Raw genomic sequence first — 25,973 nt, forward strand, 5'->3', positions numbered from 1 at the left:
ACAGCCTCAATGCGTTTAAGATAAGCTGGCAATAAAAAAAGCAGAATCTATACCCGATGATAGGCTTTTTTGTTGTGCTTATTTATACGATATTGAGCATTCATTAGTTACGGTGAGGATATTGGTTATTTAACTATACCTTTATTTAACTATGTCTTTAATATGAATGTTTCCAAATTGTATGTATGCAGACCAAAAGCCACATTGTGGGGTTTGGCCTGCATTTTTTATTGCCTAGAATGCTATTCAAAATAGAAATTCAAGCAAAATAATATGCAGGAGATAATATAAATGGAAAAATACAACAATTGGAAACGAAAATTTTATGCAATATGGGCAGGGCAAGCAGTATCATTAATCACTAGTGCCATCCTGCAAATGGCGATTATTTTTTACCTTACAGAAAAAACAGGATCTGCGATGGTCTTGTCTATGGCTTCATTAGTAGGTTTTTTACCCTATGCGATTTTGGGACCTGCCATTGGTGTGCTAGTGGATCGTCATGATAGGAAGAAGATAATGATTGGTGCCGATTTAATTATCGCAGCAGCTGGTGCAGTGCTTGCTATTGTTGCATTCTGTATGGAGCTACCTGTCTGGATGATTATGATAGTATTGTTTATCCGTAGCATTGGAACAGCTTTTCATACCCCAGCACTCAATGCGGTTACACCACTTTTAGTACCAGAAGAACAGCTAACGAAATGCGCAGGCTATAGTCAGTCTTTGCAGTCTATAAGCTATATTGTTAGTCCGGCAGTTGCAGCACTCTTATACTCCGTTTGGGATTTAAATGCTATTATTGCCATCGACGTATTGGGTGCTGTGATTGCATCTATTACGGTAGCAATTGTACGTATACCTAAGCTGGGTAATCAAGTGCAAAGTTTAGAACCAAATTTCATAAGGGAGATGAAAGAAGGAGTTGTGGTTCTGAGACAAAACAAAGGATTGTTTGCCTTATTACTCTTAGGAACACTATATACTTTTGTTTATATGCCAATCAATGCACTATTTCCTTTAATAAGCATGGAACACTTTAATGGAACGCCTGTGCATATTTCTATTACGGAAATTTCCTTTGCATTTGGGATGCTAGCAGGAGGCTTATTATTAGGAAGATTAGGGGGCTTCGAAAAGCATGTATTACTAATAACAAGTTCATTTTTTATAATGGGGATAAGCTTAACCATTTCAGGATTACTTCCCCAAAGTGGATTTTTCATTTTTGTAGTCTGCTGTGCAATAATGGGGCTTTCTGTTCCGTTTTACAGCGGTGTGCAAACAGCTCTTTTTCAGGAGAAAATTAAGCCTGAATATTTAGGACGTGTATTTTCTTTAACTGGAAGTATCATGTCTCTTGCTATGCCAATTGGATTAATTCTTTCTGCACTCTTTGCTGATAGAATCGGTGTAAATCATTGGTTTTTACTATCAGGTATTTTAATTATTTGCATTGCAATAGTTTGCCCAATGATAAATGAGATTAGAAAATTAGATTTAAAATAAACAATATTGGAGGGATATTTATGTATCTTATTTTCATGTAATTCTTCCTGCTAAAATCGCAGGGTTTTTCCTGCGTACAAGCAAATGAAAGCATGCGATTATAGACAGGAGGAAATGTTATGGAATTAATATTAAAAGCAAAAGACATTCGTGTGGAATTCAAAGGACGCGATGTTTTAGATATAAATGAATTAGAAGTATATGATTATGACCGTATTGGTTTAGTAGGAGCAAATGGTGCTGGAAAAAGCACTTTACTCAGGGTACTTTTAGGAGAATTAACTCCCCCAGGATGTAAAATGAATCGTCTGGGTGAACTTGCCTATATTCCCCAGTTGGACGAAGTAACTCTGCAGGAGGAAAAAGATTTTGCACTTGTAGGCAAGCTAGGTGTTGAGCAATTAAATATACAGACTATGAGCGGTGGTGAAGAAACAAGGCTTAAAATAGCACAGGCCTTATCGGCACAGGTTCATGGTATTTTAGCGGATGAACCTACGAGCCATTTAGACCGTGAAGGAATTGATTTTCTAATAGGACAGCTAAAATATTTTACAGGTGCACTGTTAGTTATTAGCCATGACCGCTATTTTCTTGATGAAATAGTAGATAAAATATGGGAACTGAAAGATGGCAAAATCACTGAGTATTGGGGAAACTATTCTGATTATCTTCGTCAGAAAGAGGAAGAACGTAAGAGCCAAGCTGCAGAATACGAACAATTTATTGCGGAACGTGCCCGATTGGAAAGGGCTGCGGAGGAAAAGCGAAAACAGGCTCGTAAAATAGAACAGAAGGCAAAAGGTTCTTCAAAGAAAAAAAGTACTGAAGACGGAGGGCGTTTAGCTCATCAAAAATCAATAGGAAGTAAGGAAAAAAAGATGTATAATGCTGCTAAAACCCTAGAGCACAGGATTGCGGCCTTAGGAAAAGTAGAAGCTCCGGAAGGCATTCGCAGAATTCGTTTCAGGCAAAGTAAAGCATTGGAGCTCCATAATCCATACCCTATAGTCGGTGCAGAAATTAATAAAGTATTTGGGGATAAGGCTCTGTTTGAAAATGCATCTTTTCAAATTCCGTTAGGAGCAAAAGTGGCGTTAACTGGTGGTAATGGAATCGGAAAAACAACTTTAATCCAAATGATCTTAAACCATGAAGAAGGAATTTCTATTTCGCCTAAGGCAAAAATAGGTTACTTTGCACAGAATGGTTACAAGTACAACAGTAATCAGAATGTTATGGAGTTTATGCAGAAGGATTGTGACTACAATATATCAGAAATTCGTTCAGTGCTAGCATCTATGGGGTTCAAACAGAACGATATTGGAAAAAGTTTATCTGTTTTAAGCGGTGGAGAAATTATAAAATTGTTGCTTGCTAAAATGCTCATGGGTAGATATAACATCCTAATAATGGATGAACCCAGTAACTTCCTTGACATACCAAGTTTAGAGGCTTTGGAAATACTAATGAAGGAGTACACCGGAACTATCGTGTTTATCACCCACGATAAACGATTACTCGAAAATGTAGCAGATGTAGTTTATGAAATTAGAGATAAGAAAATAAATCTGAAACATTAAATTTAAGGTAGTCGCTGGTCAGTATAGTCTGTTCTGGTTGGCGACTCCATTGTTAAAGAGTATAAAGACTTTAGATTTTATGAATATTAAAAATAGGAACAGTCAATTGAACTGCTCCTATTTTTCTGCTAAATATATTGTAGTTTTCTTATATGTATAATGATAGATTAGCGGATTCTCATCTACGGTACTTACTTCAAATATGAAGAAGTGATCGCGGTTATCTCTGGACTTTTCCTTATTGAGGACAAAGTAATTCTTACGTGAAGTCGCCATTGTTTTTAGGATATCATCAGTTAGGAAGGTCAATGGAATATTCATGTTAGAGTAGCGGTAGAAGTCACGTTCAAAATCTTGGTAGCTCTCGCTATAATAGTCCATTTGTAGGTGATTACGCTGAAACTCAAGCTGATTCATAGAGCACCTCCTCGACAAGTTCAATACTAATAATGTCTTTTAATTTCAAATTGATGTGACCTGTTGTAGTTTTTATCAAAATGAAATCTTTGGTCAGACTTGGTATTGTTCCAGTGTAGGAAACACGCTTGTTTTTTTCAATCACTTGAATGCGTGTGCGTAGCTGCCCGGCGTATACTTGACTGAGGAGTAATAATTTCTTCTCTAGTGATAAGTCAGACATGTACGTTACTTTGTTTGTATCATCAGAGAGTGCTGATGCATGTTCAGATAGGAAAAAGCCCATCCATTTTTGCATCTTTGTATCCTGGTACTCTCTTGCTGATTGAAATGGTAAATATGAACGGTCAATCATATCAAATCCTTTCTATGCAGAGGCAAGGGTATTTTTATCAAATTGAATCGTAAAACCTTGAATTCCCCCACCTGTGTAACATTCTTTAAAGCGATTGATTACCTCAGTATAGATTATCACAGATGAGCTTGTTGGCTTAATGCTAAATGTAAATTCCAATGGTAATCGGTTTTCAGATTTAGCATGTACTAGTCGTATCGATATTTCAGTTGTTTTGAGTTTTCTCTGACGAAGTTTTGAAGTTGCTGTTTCAACGATTCCATGTAAAAATCTTTCAAGCATTTCAATATCATTACATCCTTTGCTACGGATTTCTGAAAATTGTACTGTATTTTTTTCTTGTTTCATTTTAATCCCTCCAATCCACCCGCGGAATGACCACCGATAAGTTTACTGCGTTCAATATTTCTGGAACCTTCAGTTAGGACGGTTCCTTTTTGTATGGCTAAAAAACCAAACTGTTCTCTGACAACATCAATAGCTGTCTGAAGTCTATTATCTTTTTCAATTTGTTCTACATCATCAAAGAGTGATAGTAGAGTATAGCTTTCATCTACGAAGCCACTATAAGATACACCAATTTGTCTCACTGCACCAGAGGTGTATTTTTTCGGAATAATACAAGTACATGACTCACCATTGTTTTGGGGAGATTTGCGGGTTCAATTTTATTCTGAGCATTTATAGATTTTTTCATCTCAGTCCTAGAATAGCCAATATGAATAGAAACGACAGTAGTCAATACTAGGGCTACTGTTCCGTTCCACAGTATCATTTAAAAATCATTTTCACACCCTTTCGTCTATTAGTATAGAAGAAAGCTCTCAGCACACGTAGAGTGTGTGAGTTTGTTAGTGAAACGTAGTTAATCCTCTCACTTTTTCATTTTAGGACGAGATGCTTCAAAACTCCACTGGAGACTTGAACATATATAAAAATAAAGTTATTGTGTGACTGAAATAATCAGGCACTTGGATAGAATAGAATCGAAAGGACTATTTGATGAAAAAACAACCGCAAATAATGGAAAAGGAACGTTTGGGAGCCTTTATTGACGCTGTGTTAGCCATCGTTATGACTATCTTGGTTTTGGAGCTGGAAAAGCCAAAAACCTTTGATTTACAAGGACTATGGGAGCTTAGAACAAATTTTCTTGCCTACGGTATTTCTTTCTTTTGGCTGGGAGCTATGTGGGTCAATATCCATTCTTCTTCGCATCTCATTAAAAAAGTTAGCCAAAAAACAGTCTGGGCAACCATTATCATGCTCTTTTTCTCCTCCCTTTTTCCCTATACCACTCAGCTCATAGCAACCCATTTCGACAATGGTAGCATGCAAGCATTCTATGGGGTAATCGTTCTACTCATTAGCTTTTCAGTATTATGGTATTACCGTACCTTGGATGAAGTGAATGATATAGCTGAGATGCATGCGTTAAGACGAGGACGAAAACGTTGGATACGATGGGATATTGGTATTAAAATGTTAGGGCTTATCTTGTCTCTGACAATCTTCCCAGCAGGAGTAGGACTGTCAGTCCTAGTAACACTTTTGTTTATTGTTATCCCGAGACAATTTAAAGTCTAATCATTTAATCGACTCATCTGTTTTATTCGGGACTTAGTTGACTGCTTCCGATTCTGAGAGTTTTGAATTTGTATTGATAAGCATTGCATTCAATACTTTTCTATAGGAATTCACTGAAATAACAGTCAAGACATATGATGTGTATGACTCAGCTTGTACAAGTTAAGATAGTCAGGAATTTGAATAATTTTTTTGTAACAGTTATAATGACAAATATGAATAAACTTGTTTAACTTTATGTATCTTTGGAAAGTGTGATAACTTGAAAGAGCAAATTTTTTTAATGGGTGGGAATCCCCCAATAACGAAATATAGCATTGTTGATAAAATTGTATTATCCAGCAAGATTGAAAGAATTGTTATTTTTACAGTTTTTCGAGATAATTGGTAACCCTATATGAAAAAATACACGGAAGTTTTCCAAAGTCAATTTCCTAATCTAAACGCTGATTACTTACTTTTGGACACTGATCAGATTGATTTTGATAGCTATTTAGATGCTGATCTAATCATCATCGGTGGAGGAAATACGGAAAAATATTTAGCTACTTATGTCAATCAGGAGTTCAAAAATTATATCGATCATATGCTTAATAAAGGGACAAAAGTTATAGGATTTTCTTCAGGAGCCATATTATTAGGAGAAAAAGTCTATGTCTCACCTAATGATAATTCAGATCATCAGATAAAGATAAAAAATGGATTAGGAGTCTTTAGTCAGTTTTTAATTAGTGTCCATTATGATTCATGGAATGATAAAGCAAATAAGGATAGAGCTGAAGAACTCGTTAATGTTCCCATAATTCCACTAAATGATCATTCATGTCTTGTATTGGATAAACTTGGAAATATCATAGAGAAAATTGACTAGTTTTAATCATGCGAATCTGAATTTACGAAACTAAGGTATTGACGAAATGAATAATGAAAAGCCTTGATTGTAAGGCTTTTTTGTGTTTTTATGATAGAATATAGGTAGTTATAATCGAGAGCAACTAAGAAGCAGTAAAAATATTATTCATAAAATAATCAAGATAAGGGCGATAAAATGACAGAAATTGACAAAAAGAATTTAAAAAATTATCTTTATTGTACATTTGGAATTACTTATATAGCTTGGGGGCTTCTTGCCATCTTTACTCAATCTTATATTTTGGGATTGGAAACGATTATAGGTAGAATATTACATATAGTTGGTGCACTTGGACCAGCTATTGCAAGTGGCTTTTATTTGAAAAGGAATAATATAAAATTTAAACATTTTGTATTTACTAAAAGAAAAAGTAGTAGTATTTATTTCATTATTCATTTGTTAGCAATTTTGATACTATTTTCTGTATCTTCCTTAGAACTAAACGGAGTATCCATTTATCTGATGCCACTATTCTTTATTCAATTAATTTTTTTTGGTGGCGGTCACGAAGAATTAGGATGGAGAGGCATACTACAACCCTTACTTGATAAAAAATATACTTATTGGCGATCTAATTTGATTGTAGGATCAATTTGGGGGATTTGGCATCTGCCTTTATGGTTTATAGTTGGAGAAAATCATCAAGGATTTCCTTTTATTTTATTTTTTATATATACATTATTTTTAAGTTTTGTTTTAGGGCTTCTTTACCGTCAAACGAAATCTGTGGGATACTGTATATTATTTCATGCGTTCGCAAATTTTTTAAATCTCTATTTTGTGTTAAAAATTAATCTTATTTTTATTATCATTTTTATTGGTTATTTGATTTATACTATATTGGCGAGTAATAGAATTAGTAAGGGAACAACATTTTAAAATTTAGATCAGGATATCCATTATTGAAAGTAACGATTTGCTAATTAGATGATCTATGTTAGAGAATTATCTATTATAATTTAAAGTGGAGTGATGAATGTCGTTTCTTTTGAAGTGGCGAAAATCTTTCCGTTCCACCGTATCATTCTAAAATGATTTTTACTGCCTTTCGTTTATTAGTATAAAAGAAGAATATTACCACACGTGGAGTGTGTAAATTTATTAGAGAAACGTAGCTAATCCTCAGAATAAAGAAACTAAACTCCATTATTTTAAGATGAAAACCTAAACTGTTTTTAAGGAGGTGTTATATTGATAGAAAGCAGACCTGAGTTTGATAAAATCACATCCTTTGATGAGTTTAATAAATACTATTGGTATCGTGATGAACTTTCACAGATATGCAAGTCATTAGGGCTTGAATATAGAGGTACCAAACAAGAACTCAATCATATTATTGAGCAGTACTTTAAGGGTAATTTGATTAAAAAATCATCAATAAAAAGGAAAAAGAAACAAGTAGAAGTCCTTACCTTGGACACGCCCTTACTTGAGTGCGGATTCTCCTTTAATGCACACTTTAGAGAATATTTCTCAACTTTAACAGATGTTTCACCCTTTAAGTTTACTGCCGATATGGCGACAGCTTGGAGAAAAGTAAAAAGAGAAAATGATTTGAGTTTTACAATCCAAGATATGCTAAAAGTTTATTATGGAAATTCAGATTATGCTAAGTATGACAATTCGGTTTGTCAATGGAACCGATTTTTAAAGGACTTCTGTGCAGACGAAAATAGTCGTAACTACTCAAACAAGTTAAAAGTTGCTTCTATTCTTTGGAAAGAAGTTAGAAATTCAAAAAATGAAAAATTTTATTCAAAGAATCTTTTGACTAAATATGCTGATAGAATAAAAGACAATTGTAAGTAGAAACGCCATCTCACTTGGTGGCAGAGGCAGCTTATGGTATTCCTTATTGGATAAAGGATAAAGTTTATTCTGATTTGGATGAATCCTTAAAGGATGTAATTAGGTGATGGGAAAATAGAATAAAATTATATTAATCTCCAGTACGTCAAAGTTCCCTTTTCTGAGGTTTCATTATATAATAGCATTATATGTAATGACTGATGTAGTTACACTAACATTTCTATTTAAAAATTAAGGAGTATTATCAATGAAAAAAGCAATGTTAATTATCAACCCTACCTCTGGTGGGGAGAAGGCTTTGGATTATAAAGAAAAGCTGGAGAATAAAGCAAAAGAATACTTTGAATATGTTGAAACCAAAATTACCGAAAAAGCGTTGGATGCAACAAATTTTGCTGAAGAAGCTTCTCGTGAGCAGTACGATGCAGTGGTTGTTTTCGGTGGAGACGGGACTGTCAATGAAGTCATTTCGGGTATTGCTGAGAGAGACTACGTTCCTAAGTTGGGTATTATCCCAGGCGGTACGGGTAACCTCATTACAAAACTGTTGGAAATCAATCAAGACATCGATGGCGCGATAGATGAACTCGATTTTAATTTAACCAACAAGATTGATATCGGTAAAGCAAATGATAACTATTTTGGTTATATCTTTAGTATCGGTTCTCTGCCTGAGGCGATTCACAATGTTGAAATCGAGGACAAGACAAAATTTGGTATCTTTGCCTATGCTGTAAATACAATGAAGTCTGTCATGACGGATCAGGTCTTTAACATTAAGGTTGAGACAGAAAATGGAAATTATGTTGGTGAAGCTAGTCATGTTTTGGTACTCTTGACAAATTACTTCGCTGATAAGAAAATCTTTGAAGAAGACAAAGATGGCTATGCCAATATTTTGATTCTAAAAGATGCTTCTATATTCTCTAAATTATCTGTCATTCCTGATTTACTAAAAGGGGATGTTGTCGGCAATGATAATATTGAGTATATCAGAGCGCGTAATATTAAAATCTCTTCAGATAGTGAATTGGAGTCAGATGTTGACGGCGATAAATCGGATAACCTACCTGTAGAAATCAAAGTCCTAGCTCAGCGAGTAGAAGTATTTTCAAAGCCGAAAGAGTAGAAGGTAGAAATTAGTTTATTTTTTACAATGAAATCAAGTTTTATATCAACGATTGGAGGAGGAATGAATTCTCTATTTGATGAATTTCGAACAATTTGTTCTCATTTAAACCAAGTTGGAATCACACCGACGCTCATGGGGTCTTTGGGTTTTGAATACCGATCAAATGAAGAATGGCAGCCGTCTGACATTGATATTCATGTGCCTGGTGACCCTAGAGGTTGGGAAGCACCTGATCATCTCAGAATTTATGACTGGGACAAGATAATGAAAGTGATGAACCACTTAGGCTATGCCTTAATAGATATTCATGAGCATGAATTCCAAAAGGATGGTCTGAGTGTTGAGTTTGGAAGTATTGATTCTTTACCAGATTTTGCAGGAGTTTCGGAATCGGATATAGAGCTGATTCATCTTGAGAACATCACGTTTCGCGTTCCAAGTTTGGAACAGTTTTTAAGTATTTACAAGGCTTCTTCCCATGATTCCTATCGAAATGACCACAATAACAATAAGGATTTTAAAAAGATTGAGTGGCTGGAAAGGCATTTGTAAATCATCAATCAGAAAGTAGTAGGTGTTAAGTCTTACTGCTTTTTTATATTCTCAAAAACAAACCACTCGAAACTGCGGACAAGCCTTGCAAATAAAATACGAAAGTAGTATACTAGAGTCACGATTATGAAAACGTTTGCGCAACAAAGTGAATAAAAGTAAACTAGGAGACAGAACAATGGAATTAACAGCCATTTACCACAGACCAGAGTCGGAGTATGCTTATCTTTATAAAGACAAGACAATGCACATTCGTATCCGGACCAAGAAAGATGATATTGAAAGCATCAACTTACATTATGGAGATCCTTTTATCTTTATAGAGGACCGTTATGAAGATAGTAAGGAGATGAGTAAAGTAACTTCCGATGCTTTGTTTGATTATTGGCAAGTGGAGATTTCAGTTGACTATGCCCGACTCCAGTATCTCTTTGAACTTAAGGATAAGCAAGCTCAGAGTATTTTGTATGGTGATAAGGGATGTGTTGAAAACACGCTAGAAAATCTTCATTATGAAGGAAATGGATTTAAAATTCCTTATATTCATGAGATTGATGCTTGCCATGTTCCTGACTGGGTGGCCGATACAGTTTGGTATCAGATTTTTCCAGAACGCTTTGCTAATGGCAATCCTGAGATTTCACCTGAAGGGGCTCTGACTTGGGATAGCTCTATCAAACCAAAGACGAGCGATTTCTTTGGTGGTGATTTACAAGGTATTATTGACCATCTGGATTACTTGCAAGATTTGGGGATTACAGGACTTTATCTCTGTCCGATTTTTGAATCCCCAAGCAATCACAAGTATAATACGACGGATTATTTCGAAATTGACCGTCATTTTGGAGATAAGGAAACTTTCCGTCAACTGGTGGACCAAGCCCATCAGAGAGGCATGAAGATCATGCTGGACGCTGTTTTCAACCATATTGGGGACCAATCGCCACAATGGCAGGATGTTCTCAAATATGGTGAAGATTCCGTTTACAAAGACTGGTTCCATGTTCAAGAGTTCCCAGTGACTAAGGATAAGCTCGGTGATCCAAGAAAGCTCCCTTATCATACCTTTGCCTTTGCCAGCTATATGCCCAAGCTCAATACGGCAAAACCTCAAGTAAGGGACTATTTACTAAGTGTTGCGACCTACTGGATTGAAGAGTTTGATATCGATGCTTGGCGTTTGGATGTGGCTAATGAAGTGGACCACCAATTTTGGAGAGATTTTCGGAAGGCTGTCCTGGCTAAAAATCCTGACCTTTATATTCTTGGAGAGGTCTGGCACACTTCACAGCCTTGGCTAAATGGCGATGAATTCCACGCAGTCATGAACTATCCTCTCTCTGACAGTATCAAGGATTATTTCTTGCGTGGGGTTAAGAAGTCTCATCAATTTATCGATGAGATCAATAGCCAGTCTATGTACTATAGACAACAGATTTCGGAAGTGATGTTCAATCTTTTGGATTCGCATGATACGGAGCGCATTTTGACTACTGCCAAGGGAGATACCCAACTTGTGAAGTCTGCCCTTGCTTGCCTCTTTTTACAAAGGGGGACACCGTGTTTCTACTATGGAACGGAGTTAGAATTAGATGGAGGGCCAGACCCAGATTGTCGTCGTGTCATGCCTTGGGAACGTGTTTCCGATAGCAATGAGATGCTTCATTTCATGAAGAAATTGATTCAGCTTCGCAAGAGTGTCTCAGATATAATCCAACATGGAACCTACAGTCTGCAAGAAATCAAGCCAGATGTGGTATCTCTGGCATGGGATTATGATGGACAAAAAATCCAAGCTATTTTTAACCAATCAAGTGAAAACTATCTTGTAGACCGTGATTCTGTAGCGCTAGCCAGTCATTGCCAAGAATTGGACCAGCAACTGATGATTTTGCCTAAAGGTTTTGTCATTCAATAAAAATAGGATTAAAAAGACTGTAATGAATGGGTGATTCGTGCAGTCTTTTTTTGACTTATGTAGTATAATATAGCTAAGTCAACGATTACTAGCTGCATGATTAGCGAATGGTGTTTAAAATGAAAAAGAGACTTGTAGTCTAGAAGGAGAATTTCATGAAACGAACGAGAAAAGTAGTAGCCTTGGGACTGTGTTTACCCTTATTACTTGGATTGGCTGCTTGCCACCAAAATAATACGAGGACTGAAGCTACAAATCAAACACAGACCAATTCATATAAAGTTCCTTGGACGGCTTCATATACAAATCTTAATAATCAGGTCAGTATCGAAGAGGTCAAATCTCTCTTATCAGCGCACTTGGATCCAAATAGTGTTGACGCATTTTTCAATCTTGTTACAGACTATAATGCGACTGTCGGCTCCACTGGCTTAAGTGGTGATTTTGCTTCCTTTACAAAGACAGAATACGATGTAGAGAAAATCAGCAATCTTTGGAATCAAAAAAAGGGTGACTTTGTCGGGACCAACTGCCGTATCAATAGCTATGCGCTATTAAAAAATTCAGTCACGATCCCAAAACTTGAAAAGAATGATCAGCTACTTTTTGTGGATAATGATGCTATCGATAAGGGAAAAGTATTTGACGCGAAAGATAAGGAAGAGTTTGATATTCTATTTTCTAGGGTGGAGACGGAAGCGACAACGGATGTAAAAGTTCACGCGCAGAAGATGGAGAAATTCTTCTCCCAGTTTCAATTTAATGATAAAGCTCGGATGTTGTCTGTTGTGTTACATGATAATTTGGATGGAGAGTATCTTTTTGTTGGACACGTTGGTGTTTTAGTGCCAGCTGATGATGGTTTCTTATTTGTAGAGAAACTGACTTTTGAAGAGCCTTATCAAGCTATTAAGTTCGCGAGCAAGGAAGATTGTTACAAGTATCTATCCACCAAATATGCGGATTATACAGGTGATGGACTGGCCAAGCCTTTCATTATGGATAATGAAAAGTGGGTTGAAGGTTATTAAGATAGGCAAAGGAGAAGTAATATGGAGACTGTAATAGCGCTTTTAGTTGTCATTCTTATCGGATTCTGGGCTATAAACATTCTCAAGCCTCGTAATTCAAATAAAAAGGAAAAATTTATAGGTTATACTCAGCGCTATGATATTGACGGAGAGGGATACCAGTCAGAAGTCTGGGAAGTGACAGAAGATGAGGATTTGAAATAAAGAGGAGAGTCCAAAAACAGTATTATGCCTTTTCAAGAAAGGGAACTAGTAACATTAGTGCTATCCTAAGAAACGAATAGGAGGAAACATCATGGGAATGATTGCTAATTATCGATATCTATCTGACAATGAATTAAGCCAAATAATGCGAGATTCTCGTCAGGAAGAGGAATTGCTTGACATAGTCGAGGATTCTACTAAGGAAAATGAGACGTTGCTAGATATTGACAAAATGTGGGACGCCTTACTCTTTGTTATGACAGGCTTTAGTAGTTCAGAATTTATGGATGACGATCCTTTGAGAGAAGCTGTCTTGGGAGTGACCCCTTTAGAAAATGTGTCGGAATATATAGCCTATACTGAAAAGTCAAAGATAGCTGAAATTGCTCAAGCTTTAGAGAATTTTGACATGGATAGGGCTCTGGCTAACTTTAGCATGGAAGCATGCGAGAAGGCAGAGTTATACCCTGACATTTGGGATTATCTTGAAGAAGAGGAAGAAATCAAGGATGATATTCGAACCAGCTTTGTAAAAATGAAAGACTTTTACAAGAAAATCTTAACTCTCAGGGGGAATGTCTTAGTGACTATTTGCTAAGTGCTTTTACCAACTGTTAGTCAGGTGCGTGATGAATGCACATCCAGAAAATCGTACACCTGATGATTTGTCTGGTGAAGGAAATATTCCACCGTGTAGTCGGACGGGATAGATAGAAATTGGTTATAGAATTTGTAAGCATAATAGATTTTAAACTTTAAGACGGAGGATTAAAGAGATGGGAAAAATTAAATGGGACCAGATAAAAACTCGCTTAGATGCCTTGCTTGTCATTGATGAGTATCGAACAGATCCAAACAAGACCTGGCTTCGATTGATCAGTAAGAGTGAGGAGAGCTACGGAGTCCGTTAGCTTATAGACAACGGTTCTGGTGATTCTCTAGATGTGATCTTTACTGATAAAATAATCCTTATAAAGGGTTTTGATCATGAAAGCAGTTTGAGTCAATTTGCTGCGGATGAGTGGAATCAAGACATCATAGACGGATTTTATAAGGGAGTAGATGAAAAGTATCAAAACCTATACTCAGAAGAACAAAAAGATGAAACAACCTTATTTATCTGGTATGACGGACAAGAGCATCAAAATACCTACCAAGATCAGGACGGTGGTGAATGGTTATTATCCTACTTCTTTGACAGTTTTGAGCGATTTCATGAGTTTGTGACGTATTACTATTCAATTACCGTAGATGAGGACTTACTTAGAAAACTCTACAATCAAGGTCAGCTTTCAGAAGTAGAATTGGAGCAGTTGATTCGAACTTCCTAGCTGGAAATATTTATAAAATCTGATGAAAAGAACTGATTTTCGATATCAAGTCATACTTGAAGAATTATTGAAGCAGCTAGTGATTGTAGTTTCTTTTTTCTTATGCAGATAACGATTTAAAACGATTTCTTTTTATTGTTGAAAGATATTTCGCGAACAAAAACTCAAAAAATTAAAAAAAAGTACTTTACAAGCTCTTGTAAACATGATATAGTTATAAGGCTTAGAAAATGAGATGATGTTTTCTAGCAAATATAAACCCGAGTAAAAAATGCCTACGGACAGGCAGGGTTGAATGCCGAAGCGTGGTTAAAAAGCCACATTATTGATAGGGTTAAAAGCCTACTTTTATAAGTTGATGTTAGGACGTTTGTCCTAATTCATAAATTTTTAGTGTGGTGAAAGCACACGTCATCTTGTGAAACGATCAATAAAGTACGTAATATTTGCTACTAGAGAGTTAGGAAACATCAGGAACAGACATACTCAACAGAAACCAAAATACACACGTCAGAAGATTGCAGAGCAGGTGAAAACCTGCTCTTTTTTCATAAGTCAACCTTTAGTCGCCTTTATCTTTTTGAGGTGCTAAAAATACGGTAAAGGAGTATGTCTTGAAGAAGTTAGATCAAAACCAAGCCCCAATTTATGAGGCCTTGGTCAAGCTACGCAAGAAAAGAATTGTCCCCTTTGATGTGCCAGGTCACAAGCGTGGACGAGGAAATCCAGAACTTGTCGAACTATTAGGAGAAAAATGTGTTGGCATTGATGTCAATTCGATGAAACCCTTAGATAATCTAGGTCATCCCATTTCGATTATTCGAGATGCTGAGGAATTGGCAGCGGATGCTTTTGGTGCAGCCCATGCCTTTCTCATGATTGGGGGAACAACCTCATCAGTTCAAACCATGATTCTTTCCACCTGCAAGGCAGGAGATAAGATTATTCTACCGAGAAATGTCCATAAATCTGCTATCAATGCGTTGGTTCTATGTGGTGCCATTCCCATCTATATCGAGATGAGTGTGGATCCTAAAATCGGCATCGCTTTAGGTCTTGAAAATGAACGGGTGGCCCAGGCCATTAAGGAACATCCAGATGCAAAAGCTATCCTAATCAACAATCCTACTTACTATGGAATTTGTTCAGACCTCAAGGGTTTAACGGAAATGGGTCATGAAGCGGGCATGCTGGTTTTAGTGGATGAAGCCCATGGAGCGCATTTGCATTTTACAGATAAACTTCCAATTTCTGCTATGGATGCAGGTGCTGATATGGCGGCAGTCTCTATGCATAAGTCTGGTGGGAGTTTGACCCAGAGCTCCATCCTTCTTATCGGGGAGCAGATGAATCCTGAGTACGTTCGTCAGATTATCAACCTGACCCAGTCTACGTCTGCCTCTTATCTACTTATGGCTAGTTTAGATATTTCTCGACGAAACTTGGCCCTTCGTGGTAAAGAGTCTTTTGAGAAAGTCATTGAGCTATCCGAATACGCTCGTCGTGAGATCAATGCTATCGGTGGTTACTATGCCTACTCAAAAGAGCTCATAGACGGTGTGTCGGTCTGTGATTTTGACGTGACCAAGCTGTCCGTTTATACTCAGGGTATTGGCTTAACAGGGATAGAGGTTTATGACCTCTTGCGAGACGAATACGATATTCAGATCGAGTTTGGCGATATTGGCAATATCTTGGCTTATATTTCAATCGGTGACCGCATCCAAGACATCGAGCGTTTGGTCGGTGCATTAGCGGATATCAAGAGACTCTACTCAAGAGATGGAAAAGACTTGATTGCTGGAGAATATATCCAACCAGAGTTAGTGCTGTCTCCTCAGGAAGCCTTTTATTCAGAGAGAAGAAGTTTAACCTTGGATGAGTCTGTCGGACAGGTCTGTGGGGAATTTGTCATGTGTTATCCTCCAGGGATTCCAATCCTAGCACCAGGTGAACGCATTACACGAGAAATTGTAGACTATATCCAATTTGCTAAGGAACGTGGTTGCTCCCTCCAAGGGACGGAAGATCCAGAGGTCAATCACATCAACGTCATTAAGAGAAAGGAGAACTAGATGGATTTATGGTTTTCTGAAGTTCATACTCCAGATGTGAAATTATCCCTGAGAACAGCCAAGCAACTCTATGCTGGTAAAAGTGAATGGCAGGATATAGAGGTATTAGATACACCAGCTTTTGGGAAAATACTGATTTTAAATGGGCATGTCTTATTCTCAGATGCGGATGATTTTGTCTACAACGAAATGACGGTCCACGTTCCCATGGCTGTCCACCCAAATCCAAAGAAAGTCTTGGTTATTGGGGGTGGTGACGGTGGTGTTGCCCAAGTATTAACCCTCTATCCTGAACTAGAGCAAATCGATATTGTGGAACCAGATGAGATGTTGGTTGAGGTTTGTCGTGAGTATTTCCAAGACTTTGCTGCGGGGCTAGATGATCCTCGTGTCACCATTTACTATCAAAACGGGCTACGCTTTTTGCGAAACTGTGAAGATGACTACGATATTATCATCAACGATGCGACAGACCCATTTGGACATACGGAAGGTCTCTTTACCAAGGAATTTTACGGTAACAGTTACAGAGCTCTAAAAGAAGACGGTATCATGATTTACCAGCATGGGAGTCCGTTTTTTGACGAGGATGAGTCTGCTTGTCGTAGTATGCATCGTAAGGTCAATCAAGCCTTTCCAATCAGTCGGGTTTATCAGGCCCATATCCCAACAAGTCCAGCTGGCTATTGGTTGTTTGGATTTGCATCGAAAAAATACCACCCTATCAAAGATTTTGACAAGGAAGGCTGGAAAAAACGCCAGCTTTTCACAGAATACTATACTGCAAACTTACATGTGGGAGCCTTTATGCTGCCCAAGTATGTAGAAGACATTTTAGAAGAAGAGGAAGGAAAAAAATGAGTCGTTTATTAGTTATTGGATGTGGGGGCGTTGCCCAAGTTGCTATTTCAAAGATTTGCCAAGATAGCGAAACCTTTACAGAGATTATGATTGCTAGCCGTACCAAGTCAAAATGTGATGACTTAAAGTCTAAATTAGAAGGGAAAACAAGTACAAAGATTGAGACAGCTGCCCTTGACGCTGACAAGGTTGAAGAAGTCATTGCCTTGATTGAAAGCTACAAGCCAGAAGCTGTTTTGAACGTAGCACTCCCATATCAAGACTTGACCATTATGGATGCTTGCTTGGCAACAGGTGTCCACTATATCGATACCGCCAACTATGAGGCTGAGGACACAGAAGACCCTGAATGGCGTGCTATCTATGAAAAACGCTGCAAGGAACTAGGTTTTACAGCCTATTTTGACTACTCATGGCAGTGGGCTTACCAAGAAAAATTCAAAGAAGCAGGCTTAACAGCTCTTCTTGGTTCTGGTTTTGACCCAGGTGTAACCAGTGTCTTTTCAGCTTATGCTCTCAAACACTATTTTGATGAAATCCATTATATTGACATTCTAGACTGTAATGGTGGGGATCACGGTTATCCATTTGCTACTAATTTTAATCCAGAAATCAATCTCCGCGAGGTTTCTGCGCCAGGTTCTTACTGGGAAGATGGAAAATGGGTAGAAGTGGAAGCTATGTCAATCAAGCGTGAGTACGATTTCCCTCAAGTTGGACAAAAAGACATGTATCTCCTTCACCATGAAGAAATTGAATCATTGGCCAAGAACATTCCTGGAGTCAAACGGATTCGTTTCTTTATGACTTTTGGCCAATCTTATCTAACTCACATGAAATGCTTGGAAAACGTTGGTCTCCTTCGTACGGATGCTATTAACTTTAATGGACAAGACATTGTACCGATTCAATTCTTAAAAGCCTTGCTTCCTGATCCAGCCAGCCTTGGCCCACGTACAGTTGGAAAAACCAATATCGGCTGTATCTTTACAGGTGTCAAAGACGGTGTTGAAAAGACTATCTATATCTACAATGTTTGTGATCATCAGGAATGTTACGCAGAAGTTGGTTCACAGGCAATTTCATACACAACAGGAGTTCCAGCCATGATTGGGACAAAATTAGTGATGAATGGTACTTGGAAACAACCTGGAGTTTACAACCTTGAAGAATTGGATCCAGATCCATTCATGGAAGCTTTGAATGAGTACGGCTTGCCTTGGGTTGTGGTAGAAAACCCGCAAATGGTGGACTAATGAAGTTAGAACAAGTACCCACACCAGCCTATGTCATTGACTTAGGAAAATTAGAAGCCAATTGCCGTATTTTACAGCAAGTTCAGGAAGAAGCGGGCTGCAAGGTTTTACTGGCCCAGAAGGCTTATTCTCTTTATAAAACCTATCCCTTAATTAGCCAGTATCTCTCTGGTACAACGGCTAGTGGTCTCTATGAGGCTAAACTAGCACGAGAAGAGTTCCCAGGGGAAGTCCATGTCTTTGCGCCAGCTTTCAAGGAATCAGATATGGAAGAGTTACTTCAGATATCAGATCATATCGTCTTTAATTCGGAGAGACAGTTGCGTAAATACGGTTCTCGTTGTCGAGAGGCTGGTATCAGTGTTGGTTTGCGCCTCAACCCTCAATGTTCAACTCAAGGAGATCACGCGCTCTATGACCCTTGTGCTCCGGGATCTCGGTTTGGAGTTACTTTAGACAAGATACCGAGTGATTTGCTGGACTTAGTAGATGGTCTTCATTTTCATACCCTTTGTGAGCAGGGGGCAGATGATTTAGAAACAACTTTGAAAGCTGTAGAAGCGCAGTTTGGACCTTATTTATATAAGGTCAAATGGCTCAATATGGGTGGAGGACACCACATAACGAGAGAAGACTATGATGTGGATTTGCTGATTTCTGAAATCAAGCGTATCCGAGAAACTTACAATCTTGAAGTCTATATCGAGCCGGGTGAAGCTATTGCGCTCAATGCGGGTTATCTAGCAACGGAGGTATTGGATATTGTAGAAAACGGTATGGAAATCTTGGTTTTAGATGCCTCTGCAACCTGCCATATGCCTGATGTACTTGAGATGCCCTATCGTCCACCTTTGAGAAATGGATTTGAGGCTCAGGAAAAAGCCCATACCTATAGACTTTCTTCCAATACCTGTCTGACGGGTGATGTGATTGGTGATTATAGCTTTGAAAATCCAGTTGAGATTGGAGACAGACTTTACTTTGAAGACATGGCTATTTACTCCTTTGTCAAAAATAATACCTTTAACGGTATTGGCTTGCCAAGTCTCTATCTCATGGACGAGCAAGGTGACTGTAGCTTAGTCAAAGCTTTTGGCTATCAAGACTTTAAAGGGAGATTATCATGATGGACAGTCCAAAGAAATTAGGCTACCGTATGCCGGCAGAGTATGAACCACACCATGGCACCATCATGATCTGGCCGACTCGACCAGGTTCATGGCCCTTTCAAGGAAAGGCTGCCAAAAAAGCATTTAGCCAAATTATAAAGACCATAGCAGAAGGGGAAAGGGTTTATCTTTTGGTGGAGCAGGACCATCTATCTGAAGCCCAAGACTATCTTGGAGATAGCGTTGTTTATCTAGACATTCCCACCAATGATGCCTGGGCGCGTGATACAGGTCCGACCATTCTCGTCAATGATAAAAGAGAAAAATTGGCAGTCGATTGGTCTTTTAATGCCTGGGGTGGTGCTGTCGATGGTCTTTATCAAGATTATGAAGAGGACAACCAAGTAGCTAGTCGTTTTGCAGAGACCTTGGAAATGCCTGTTTACGATGCCAAACCTTTTGTACTGGAAGGCGGGGCAATCCATAGCGATGGTCAAGGGACTATTCTTGTGACTGAAAGTTGCTTACTCAGTCCTGGACGGAATCCCCACCTGTCTAAAGAGCAAATTGAAAATACCTTATTAGAGAGCCTTGGCGCTGAAAAAGTTATCTGGCTTCCTTATGGTATTTATCAGGACGAAACCAATGAACACGTTGACAATGTTGCCGCTTTCGTTGGTCCTGCAGAGCTTGTCTTGGCTTGGACAGATGATCAAAATGATCCTCAGTATGCCATGTCTGCAGCTGACCTTGAGCTTTTAGAAAAAGAAACAGATGCAAAAGGTCGTCACTTCACCATTCATAAACTGCCAATTCCAGCTAATCTACAAGTCGTTACTGAAGAAGATTTACCAGGTTATACCTATGAAGATGGGGAAGAGGAGCGTTATGAGGGCGAGCGTCTTGCAGCTTCCTATGTCAATTTTTATATTGCCAACAAGGCTGTCTTAGTGCCCCAGTTTGAGGATGTAAACGACCAAGTGGCCCTAGATATTCTCAGCAAGTGTTTCCCAGACCGTAAGATCGTAGGAATACCAGCAAGAGACATTCTGTTAGGTGGTGGCAATATCCACTGTATCACCCAACAAATCCCAGAATAGGAGAAAAAGATGAGAAATGTAAGAGTTGCAGCGATCCAGATGCAATGTGCTAAGGATGTGGCAACGAATATCCAAACAGCGGAACGTTTAGTTCGCCAAGCTGCAAAACAAGGCGCACAAATCATTCTCTTGCCGGAGTTGTTTGAACGTCCTTATTTTTGTCAGGAACGCCAGTATGACTACTACCAGTATGCCCAGTCGGTGATAGAAAATACAGCTATTCAGCATTTCAAGGAGCTTGCTAAGGAACTAAATGTTGTTCTACCGATTAGTTTCTACGAAAAAGATGGCAATGTCTTGTATAACTCAATCGCCGTCATTGATGCTGATGGAGAAGTGCTGGGCGTCTATCGGAAGACCCATATACCAGATGATCATTATTATCAAGAAAAATTTTACTTTACGCCTGGTAACACTGGTTTCAAGGTCTGGGATACTCGCTATGCTAAGATTGGGATTGGTATCTGTTGGGATCAATGGTTCCCTGAAACAGCCCGTTGTCTTGCATTGAATGGGGCAGAATTGCTCTTTTACCCAACCGCTATCGGTTCAGAGCCTATCTTAGATACGGATAGTTGTGGTCACTGGCAACGTACCATGCAAGGGCACGCAGCAGCGAATATTGTCCCAGTCATTGCAGCCAATCGTTACGGTTTGGAAGAAGTCACTCCTAGTGAGGAAAATGGTGGACAAAGTTCCAGTCTTGACTTCTACGGTTCGTCCTTTATGACGGATGAAACAGGAGCTATTTTAGAGAAAGCTGAAAGACAAGGTGAAGCTGTTCTGTTAGCAACTTATGACCTTGACAAGGGAGCAAGCGAGCGCCTCAACTGGGGACTATTTCGTGATAGGAGACCAGAAATGTATCAACGGATTACCGACTAGAAGGTAACTTTCATAATAAATTTTTGATATTCACGCCTGTCTTACAAAAATGTAAGATAGGCTTTTTAAATGTAAGATGGGTGTACGATTATGCGTAGAAATGTATGCTATACTCTATGTAGATCAAAAAGAAAGAGGTTTATTATGAAAAAATGGAATGCGACGCAGTTGAAGTATCTGATGGCGGCAGTAATGGTTCTGGACCATATCCCGCATATCACAGGGATTGTTTCTCCTTTGTGGGAAGGTATCTTTCACGCCTTGACCCGTTGTGTGGGAGTTTGGTTTGCCTATATGGCTATGGAAGGCTTCATCCATACTCGAAATTTGAAAAACTACCTCATCCGTCTTTGGAGTTGGGCGCTGATCATGTTTGCTGGAAATAGCCTACTCAATGCCCTATTTTCCTCTAAGGGAGTAATGGTCACTAATAATATTTTCTTAACTTTGGCCATCGGTGTTACCATGCTTTGGATTGGTTTTCCCAGAAAAGAGCTGGATAAAAAAGAGAAGTTGTGGCGTCGGATTGGGCTTGCTGGTCTCTTGATTTTCGGGTGTCTTTTTACTGAGGGTGGCATCACCATGCTACCATTTCTCTTGATTAGTTACTCTTGTCGAAATCGCAAGGGCTTGCGAAATCTCCTATATGCCTTTCTGTGGGCCTTCTTGTTAGTGACTTCCATCCAAATATACGACACTTGGCACCAAACACTAGAAATGATGCTTTTCAATTCTGACTGGCTCTTTATCACCGTCTTTCCTTTTATGGCCTTGTATAATGGACAGCGAGGAAAAGAAACCAGTTGGAGTAAATATTTCTTTTATATTTTCTACCCAGCTCATCTATGGATTATAACTTTGATTGCTTATTTGCTTAAGTAGATTCAATACTCATTAGCTCCATCTTGCTTAAAATGTGAGAGGAGCTTTTCTGTATCTGGAATTCACAATAAAACATGTTATAATTGTTTTAGAAAGGACGAGGTTTATGGCGAGCATACTTGTAATTGAAGATAATAATGAAATCCAGGAAATTTTAAGAACCCTTCTTGCAGAGGAACACGAGGTGATTCAAGCATTCTCTGGGACAGAAGGTATCATGCAATTTGACAAAGGTGGCATTGATCTCGTCTTGCTAGATATCATGCTCCCTGGGAAAAATGGCGACCAAGTCTTGCAAGCTATTCGACAAACTAGTCAGACTCCGGTCATCATGCTTACTGCTTTAGGTGATAAAAAGCTCATCAGCCAATATCTCTTAGATGGTGCCAATGATTATGTAGTAAAACCTTTTGATTTGGACGAAGTCTTTGCCAGAGTCACTGTTCAATTACGCCAAAGTAGTGAACATCAGTCAGGAAATCGAAGAGAAATTGATAACTTCGTACAAAACTTTAAAAATATCCAGTTCGATGCTGATAGTTTTGAAATAAGTAACGCAACTGAAACCATTCGCCTTGCAAAGAAAGAGTGTCAGATTCTCCAAATGTTGCTCCAGCATCCTAAAAAAATCTTCACCAAAGAAGAACTCTATGAATTGATTTGGGAAGAAAGTTACCTGCCTGGAGACAATACGCTCAACACTCATCTAAGCAATCTCCGTAAAAAACTGCACCAACTGGATCCGAATCACGAATACATCGAAACCATTTGGGGAGTTGGTGTTCGATTAAAAGGAGACAAATAATGAATTACATTTTGATATCAATATTACTCCTTACTAACATTATTTTGGCGATTTCTTTGATTCGCTATCATATAGCAATTAAAGATTTAAGCAGACAAATCGAAGAAAAGATTCGCTCTGGTAGCATGAAGAGGATCGGTGTAAATTTCTTTTCAAAGACCATTTTGCGACTACATAACCAAATTGAGAATCTATTTCAAGAAGTGGAGCAAAACCAACTAATCATGAAGCGTGAAAAACGCACCCTAGATATGGCAATCAGTAACATCGCTCATGATATTCGTACACCTTTGACAATCGCTTCAGGATATACCCAGCAACTAATAAAACACCCCGATAATAGTTCAGAAACCTTAAATAAAATAGCCCATCATCAGGATTTGGTTTCCAAACGTTTGGAGGCTCTCCTCGAATACCGTCATTTGATGGAAGGAGCAGTCAAACCGAAACTGGAAGAACTTGATTTATCAACTTTTATAACGAAAAAGACTTTAGCCTATTACGATGTTTTTCAGTCATCACATATTGTTCTTGATTTTAACGTTGAACCAGGATTGAAAACGACGACTGATGAGGACTTGCTGGATCGAATTATACAAAACCTGCTTGGAAATGTTCTCAAGCACGGCAAGGAGAAGGCTCGACTTTCTTTGAAAAAGGAAGAAAATAGGCTTGTTTTGGAAATTGATAATCTAGTCAAAAAACCTATCAAGAATATAGACAATCTCAGCAATCGTTTTTATTCTGAAAATATGTCAGATACCGAAGAATCCTCTGGTTTAGGTCTCTATATTACCGAGGAATTAGTTCATCTTCTCGGTTCAGAGATGAAACTAAGCACAGATGATCAGTGGTTGTCGGTTTTCATTTATTTTTAACGAAAAGAAACCTCCTCAGTAGTCTAGAGGAGGTCATTTTTATAAGCTTTTCTTCTTGAAAACAGTCAGTCCACTGAAAGAGAAGAAAAGTATGACCGTTACGCAAACCGTGATGGTATAGAGAATAGCTTGACTATTAGTAGTCATAGCATAGGCAAAATCTAGAATTAAATATCGTAGAATTTCAATGTCTGGGAAAAGAAGCATTGGCGTAGAAAGGATGATAGAGGTAACTAGATAGCCAATAAATGCGGCAAGATAAGAATGAGTCACATAGAGAATGAAGGAAACAATCGAAAGCCAAGCAAGGAGGCAGAGAAATTGAAGGAAAATCGTTAAGAGGAGGTTTGTAATAAAACCATCAGGCATCGTACCAAGTCCGTTTAGTAGAGTTGAGGGAACAAAAGCAATCACAAGGCTGGCGATGAGCTGTAAGAGAGCGATACTTGCTAGTACAAAGGATTTAGCAAGGAAAAACTCTGTACGAGAAACGCCAACAGTCAAACTATTTTTATAGAGCTTGCCGATTAGATCAACTCCTAGAACTAGACATGCTAGAACAATGCAGAGAAAAACGAGGTTTGAACCATTGCTGGACGCGTTGATTAGAGCTTCTATCCCATTCCAACCATGGGTTGGAGTCTCTGGTGGTGTTGTATTTACTGACATTAAATGTCCTGTAGCCCCGATAGTGGCACCCATTAGCAAGAGAACAAAGAGAATGAATTCTGTAATCCAGAATCCTTTGGAGCGGAAAAGACGGTAAAAATCTGCTTGAATGGTATGTATCATGATTTTTCTCCTATTCTACCAATTGGGTGAAGTATTCTTCTAGGTTTTGACGGGCAAAGTAAATCTCATCAATAGCAACATCGGCCAAAGTAAGTTGCTTGAGAATCTGTTTGACATCTTGTTCATTACCAAAGATATGGATTTCATTGTCAGGATTGACAACCTTAAACTGGAGCTGGATTTGTTCTTTCAATACCTGACATGCTCTTTCTTTGTCGCTTGTTTTAAGCACAATATAATCCTCACTCAGTGTTTCAAACTCAGCTTTACTGATTTCACGGATAATCTTACCTTGATCCAAAATTCCAAAGCGATTAGCTAAAAGATAGAGTTCTGACAAGATATGGCTAGAGATGAGGATGGTTATGCCTTTTTCTTGATTGAGCCGCTGGATCATGAGACGAAATTCTTTGATTCCAATTGGGTCGAGACCGTTAATGGGTTCATCAAGAATAAGGAAGTCAGGTTTGGATAGGAGGGCAATGGCGATGCCAAGTCTTTGTTTCATTCCTAGTGAGAAATCACGAAAGACTTTTTTCCCTGTATCTGACAAGCCAACATAGTCCAAGGTCTCATGAATCACCTTATCAGCATTTGGGATATGACGAATCATACAATAATATTTCAGATTTTGATAAGCTGTTAAGTGATTATGGGCTACAGGTGATTCGATAACAGAACCCACTTGAGATAATGCCTTGGTCCACTCATTTTGTCCTTGACTAGAAAAGAGAGAAACTGTACCTTTGTCCGCAAACAATAATTGTGTAATGATTTTGATAAGAGTAGTTTTACCTGCTCCATTTTTTCCGATTAGTCCATAAATATCTCCCTCTTTTATGGTTAGACTAAGATCTTGAAGAATAGCTTGTTGGCCGAATTGTTTGGTCAGTCCATGAATTTCGAGTACTGTTTTCATGATTTTCTCCTTTTGATTTGTTTTACTAACTTTAGTATAAGGTATAGAAATCAAAGAAAGTTCAAGTAAT

The 25,973-nt window shown here is 38.3% G+C and carries 26 protein-coding genes and 3 pseudogenes; 23 read left to right on the plus strand and 6 right to left on the minus strand.

What is annotated here, in order from left to right; genetic code table 11:
* Positions 1-291: 291 nt before the first annotated feature.
* Together mef(A) and msr(D) are read left to right on the plus strand one after the other, a co-directional pair.
* Positions 292-1,509 carry a macrolide efflux MFS transporter Mef(A) gene (gene mef(A), locus BWR56_RS04525; protein WP_076984528.1) on the plus strand — a complete coding sequence of 406 codons (1,218 nt, stop codon included), beginning with the start codon at positions 292-294 and terminating at the stop codon, positions 1,507-1,509.
* Between the two features lie 119 nt (positions 1,510-1,628).
* Positions 1,629-3,092 (plus strand): ABC-F type ribosomal protection protein Msr(D), encoded by a 1,464-nt coding sequence (gene msr(D), locus BWR56_RS04530; protein WP_000420313.1) that lies wholly within the window; start codon positions 1,629-1,631, stop codon positions 3,090-3,092.
* A 117-nt stretch (positions 3,093-3,209) separates the two neighbouring features.
* Here the strand turns inward: msr(D) and BWR56_RS04535 are convergent, their stop codons facing one another.
* From BWR56_RS04535 to BWR56_RS04550, 4 genes are read right to left on the minus strand one after another with little or no spacing between them, the layout of a single operon-like run.
* Positions 3,210-3,509: a DUF5960 family protein gene (locus tag BWR56_RS04535; RefSeq protein WP_001072467.1), complete on the minus strand. Its 300-nt coding sequence runs from the start codon at positions 3,507-3,509 to the stop codon at positions 3,210-3,212.
* On the minus strand, positions 3,496-3,864 hold the full coding sequence (locus BWR56_RS04540; RefSeq protein ID WP_000567222.1) for a hypothetical protein: 369 nt from the start codon (positions 3,862-3,864) through the stop codon (positions 3,496-3,498). Before BWR56_RS04540 ends, BWR56_RS04535 begins: the two co-directional genes overlap by 14 nt.
* A gap of 12 nt (positions 3,865-3,876) precedes the next feature.
* Positions 3,877-4,212, minus strand: a complete 336-nt coding sequence (locus BWR56_RS04545) for a DinB/UmuC family translesion DNA polymerase (RefSeq protein ID WP_000806926.1) — start codon at positions 4,210-4,212, stop codon at positions 3,877-3,879.
* Entirely contained in the window at positions 4,209-4,454 is a 246-nt protein-coding gene (locus tag BWR56_RS04550) for a hypothetical protein (protein ID WP_001813542.1), read from the minus strand. Before BWR56_RS04550 ends, BWR56_RS04545 begins: the two co-directional genes overlap by 4 nt.
* A 433-nt stretch (positions 4,455-4,887) precedes the next feature.
* Here BWR56_RS04550 and BWR56_RS04560 point away from each other — a divergent pair, with 433 nt between their 5' ends.
* The 21 genes and pseudogenes from BWR56_RS04560 to BWR56_RS04655 all read left to right on the plus strand — a co-directional run bounded on the left by BWR56_RS04560 (position 4,888) and on the right by BWR56_RS04655 (position 24,192).
* Entirely contained in the window at positions 4,888-5,451 is a 564-nt protein-coding gene (locus BWR56_RS04560) for a TMEM175 family protein (protein WP_033630185.1), read from the plus strand.
* Positions 5,452-5,713: 262 nt separating this feature from the next.
* Positions 5,714-6,322: pseudogene (locus tag BWR56_RS04565) on the plus strand (Type 1 glutamine amidotransferase-like domain-containing protein).
* A gap of 177 nt (positions 6,323-6,499) precedes the next feature.
* Complete coding sequence (locus BWR56_RS04570) at positions 6,500-7,243, plus strand: CPBP family intramembrane glutamic endopeptidase (protein WP_076984530.1); 744 nt, start codon at positions 6,500-6,502, stop codon at positions 7,241-7,243.
* 312 nt (positions 7,244-7,555) lie between these two features.
* On the plus strand, positions 7,556-8,173 hold the full coding sequence (locus BWR56_RS04575) for an SAP domain-containing protein (protein ID WP_076984531.1): 618 nt from the start codon (positions 7,556-7,558) through the stop codon (positions 8,171-8,173).
* A 17-nt stretch (positions 8,174-8,190) separates the two neighbouring features.
* Positions 8,191-8,280, plus strand: a pseudogene (locus BWR56_RS09895) (hydrolase); the annotation flags it as partial.
* A gap of 140 nt (positions 8,281-8,420) precedes the next feature.
* Positions 8,421-9,302, plus strand: coding sequence for a diacylglycerol/lipid kinase family protein (locus tag BWR56_RS04580; protein ID WP_076984532.1), 882 nt, complete (start codon positions 8,421-8,423; stop codon positions 9,300-9,302).
* 63 nt (positions 9,303-9,365) lie between these two features.
* Complete coding sequence (locus BWR56_RS04585; RefSeq protein WP_076984892.1) at positions 9,366-9,857, plus strand: phosphoribosylanthranilate isomerase; 492 nt, start codon at positions 9,366-9,368, stop codon at positions 9,855-9,857.
* A 178-nt stretch (positions 9,858-10,035) separates the two neighbouring features.
* Entirely contained in the window at positions 10,036-11,775 is a 1,740-nt protein-coding gene (locus BWR56_RS04590; protein ID WP_076984533.1) for a glycoside hydrolase family 13 protein, read from the plus strand.
* Positions 11,776-11,930: 155 nt separating this feature from the next.
* Positions 11,931-12,806, plus strand: coding sequence for a DUF4300 family protein (locus BWR56_RS04595; RefSeq protein ID WP_076984534.1), 876 nt, complete (start codon positions 11,931-11,933; stop codon positions 12,804-12,806).
* Between the two features lie 21 nt (positions 12,807-12,827).
* Positions 12,828-13,010, plus strand: coding sequence for a hypothetical protein (locus BWR56_RS04600; RefSeq protein WP_076984535.1), 183 nt, complete (start codon positions 12,828-12,830; stop codon positions 13,008-13,010).
* A 91-nt stretch (positions 13,011-13,101) separates the two neighbouring features.
* Positions 13,102-13,608 (plus strand): YfbM family protein, encoded by a 507-nt coding sequence (locus tag BWR56_RS04605; protein WP_076984536.1) that lies wholly within the window; start codon positions 13,102-13,104, stop codon positions 13,606-13,608.
* A 178-nt stretch (positions 13,609-13,786) separates the two neighbouring features.
* Positions 13,787-14,341: pseudogene (locus BWR56_RS04610) on the plus strand (hypothetical protein).
* A gap of 614 nt (positions 14,342-14,955) precedes the next feature.
* Entirely contained in the window at positions 14,956-16,416 is a 1,461-nt protein-coding gene (locus BWR56_RS04615; RefSeq protein WP_076984537.1) for an aminotransferase class I/II-fold pyridoxal phosphate-dependent enzyme, read from the plus strand.
* Complete coding sequence (gene speE, locus BWR56_RS04620) at positions 16,417-17,277, plus strand: polyamine aminopropyltransferase (RefSeq protein ID WP_076984538.1); 861 nt, start codon at positions 16,417-16,419, stop codon at positions 17,275-17,277.
* The gene (locus tag BWR56_RS04625) at positions 17,274-18,533 is read left to right on the plus strand and encodes a saccharopine dehydrogenase family protein (protein WP_076984539.1); all 1,260 of its coding nucleotides are present in this window, start codon (positions 17,274-17,276) and stop codon (positions 18,531-18,533) included. The genes speE and BWR56_RS04625 overlap by 4 nt, the downstream gene beginning before the upstream one ends.
* Positions 18,533-19,660, plus strand: a complete 1,128-nt coding sequence (gene nspC, locus BWR56_RS04630) for a carboxynorspermidine decarboxylase (RefSeq protein WP_076984540.1) — start codon at positions 18,533-18,535, stop codon at positions 19,658-19,660. The genes BWR56_RS04625 and nspC overlap by 1 nt, the downstream gene beginning before the upstream one ends.
* Complete coding sequence (aguA, locus tag BWR56_RS04635; protein WP_076984541.1) at positions 19,657-20,742, plus strand: agmatine deiminase; 1,086 nt, start codon at positions 19,657-19,659, stop codon at positions 20,740-20,742. Before nspC ends, aguA begins: the two co-directional genes overlap by 4 nt.
* Positions 20,743-20,751: 9 nt before the next feature.
* The gene (gene aguB / locus BWR56_RS04640) at positions 20,752-21,627 is read left to right on the plus strand and encodes an N-carbamoylputrescine amidase (RefSeq protein WP_076984542.1); all 876 of its coding nucleotides are present in this window, start codon (positions 20,752-20,754) and stop codon (positions 21,625-21,627) included.
* Positions 21,628-21,771: 144 nt separating this feature from the next.
* Entirely contained in the window at positions 21,772-22,509 is a 738-nt protein-coding gene (locus tag BWR56_RS04645; RefSeq protein ID WP_076984543.1) for a TraX family protein, read from the plus strand.
* Between the two features lie 106 nt (positions 22,510-22,615).
* Entirely contained in the window at positions 22,616-23,314 is a 699-nt protein-coding gene (locus tag BWR56_RS04650; protein WP_049505802.1) for a response regulator transcription factor, read from the plus strand.
* Positions 23,314-24,192, plus strand: a complete 879-nt coding sequence (locus BWR56_RS04655; RefSeq protein ID WP_049505803.1) for a sensor histidine kinase — start codon at positions 23,314-23,316, stop codon at positions 24,190-24,192. The genes BWR56_RS04650 and BWR56_RS04655 overlap by 1 nt, the downstream gene beginning before the upstream one ends.
* 39 nt (positions 24,193-24,231) lie before the next feature.
* On the opposite strand, the gene BWR56_RS04660 is transcribed toward BWR56_RS04655, so the two are convergent.
* Together BWR56_RS04660 and BWR56_RS04665 are read right to left on the minus strand one after the other, a co-directional pair.
* Positions 24,232-24,984, minus strand: coding sequence for an ABC transporter permease (locus BWR56_RS04660; RefSeq protein ID WP_049505804.1), 753 nt, complete (start codon positions 24,982-24,984; stop codon positions 24,232-24,234).
* Between the two features lie 10 nt (positions 24,985-24,994).
* Positions 24,995-25,903 (minus strand): ATP-binding cassette domain-containing protein, encoded by a 909-nt coding sequence (locus tag BWR56_RS04665; protein WP_049505805.1) that lies wholly within the window; start codon positions 25,901-25,903, stop codon positions 24,995-24,997.
* Positions 25,904-25,973 lie beyond the last annotated feature (70 nt).

This window comes from Streptococcus oralis (genome assembly GCF_001983955.1).
GTDB lineage: Bacteria > Bacillota > Bacilli > Lactobacillales > Streptococcaceae > Streptococcus > Streptococcus jiangnanensis.

Excerpts from the sequence above, each read along its gene's own strand:
- BWR56_RS04660 (WP_049505804.1), bottom strand. The coding sequence starts at position 24,984 with ATGATACATACCATTCAAGCAGATTTTTACCGTCTTTTCCGCTCCAAA.
- BWR56_RS04560 (WP_033630185.1), top strand. The coding sequence starts at position 4,888 with ATGGAAAAGGAACGTTTGGGAGCCTTTATTGACGCTGTGTTAGCCATC.
- speE (WP_076984538.1), top strand. The coding sequence starts at position 16,417 with ATGGATTTATGGTTTTCTGAAGTTCATACTCCAGATGTGAAATTATCC.
- BWR56_RS04585 (WP_076984892.1), top strand. The coding sequence starts at position 9,366 with ATGAATTCTCTATTTGATGAATTTCGAACAATTTGTTCTCATTTAAAC.
- BWR56_RS04540 (WP_000567222.1), bottom strand. The coding sequence starts at position 3,864 with ATGATTGACCGTTCATATTTACCATTTCAATCAGCAAGAGAGTACCAG.
- BWR56_RS04545 (WP_000806926.1), bottom strand. The coding sequence starts at position 4,212 with ATGAAACAAGAAAAAAATACAGTACAATTTTCAGAAATCCGTAGCAAA.
- BWR56_RS04625 (WP_076984539.1), top strand. The coding sequence starts at position 17,274 with ATGAGTCGTTTATTAGTTATTGGATGTGGGGGCGTTGCCCAAGTTGCT.
- aguB (WP_076984542.1), top strand. The coding sequence starts at position 20,752 with ATGAGAAATGTAAGAGTTGCAGCGATCCAGATGCAATGTGCTAAGGAT.
- BWR56_RS04650 (WP_049505802.1), top strand. The coding sequence starts at position 22,616 with ATGGCGAGCATACTTGTAATTGAAGATAATAATGAAATCCAGGAAATT.
- aguA (WP_076984541.1), top strand. The coding sequence starts at position 19,657 with ATGATGGACAGTCCAAAGAAATTAGGCTACCGTATGCCGGCAGAGTAT.
- BWR56_RS04535 (WP_001072467.1), bottom strand. The coding sequence starts at position 3,509 with ATGAATCAGCTTGAGTTTCAGCGTAATCACCTACAAATGGACTATTAT.
- BWR56_RS04595 (WP_076984534.1), top strand. The coding sequence starts at position 11,931 with ATGAAACGAACGAGAAAAGTAGTAGCCTTGGGACTGTGTTTACCCTTA.
- BWR56_RS04600 (WP_076984535.1), top strand. The coding sequence starts at position 12,828 with ATGGAGACTGTAATAGCGCTTTTAGTTGTCATTCTTATCGGATTCTGG.
- BWR56_RS04665 (WP_049505805.1), bottom strand. The coding sequence starts at position 25,903 with ATGAAAACAGTACTCGAAATTCATGGACTGACCAAACAATTCGGCCAA.
- BWR56_RS04655 (WP_049505803.1), top strand. The coding sequence starts at position 23,314 with ATGAATTACATTTTGATATCAATATTACTCCTTACTAACATTATTTTG.
- BWR56_RS04605 (WP_076984536.1), top strand. The coding sequence starts at position 13,102 with ATGGGAATGATTGCTAATTATCGATATCTATCTGACAATGAATTAAGC.
- BWR56_RS04580 (WP_076984532.1), top strand. The coding sequence starts at position 8,421 with ATGAAAAAAGCAATGTTAATTATCAACCCTACCTCTGGTGGGGAGAAG.
- nspC (WP_076984540.1), top strand. The coding sequence starts at position 18,533 with ATGAAGTTAGAACAAGTACCCACACCAGCCTATGTCATTGACTTAGGA.
- BWR56_RS04645 (WP_076984543.1), top strand. The coding sequence starts at position 21,772 with ATGAAAAAATGGAATGCGACGCAGTTGAAGTATCTGATGGCGGCAGTA.
- BWR56_RS04570 (WP_076984530.1), top strand. The coding sequence starts at position 6,500 with ATGACAGAAATTGACAAAAAGAATTTAAAAAATTATCTTTATTGTACA.
- BWR56_RS04590 (WP_076984533.1), top strand. The coding sequence starts at position 10,036 with ATGGAATTAACAGCCATTTACCACAGACCAGAGTCGGAGTATGCTTAT.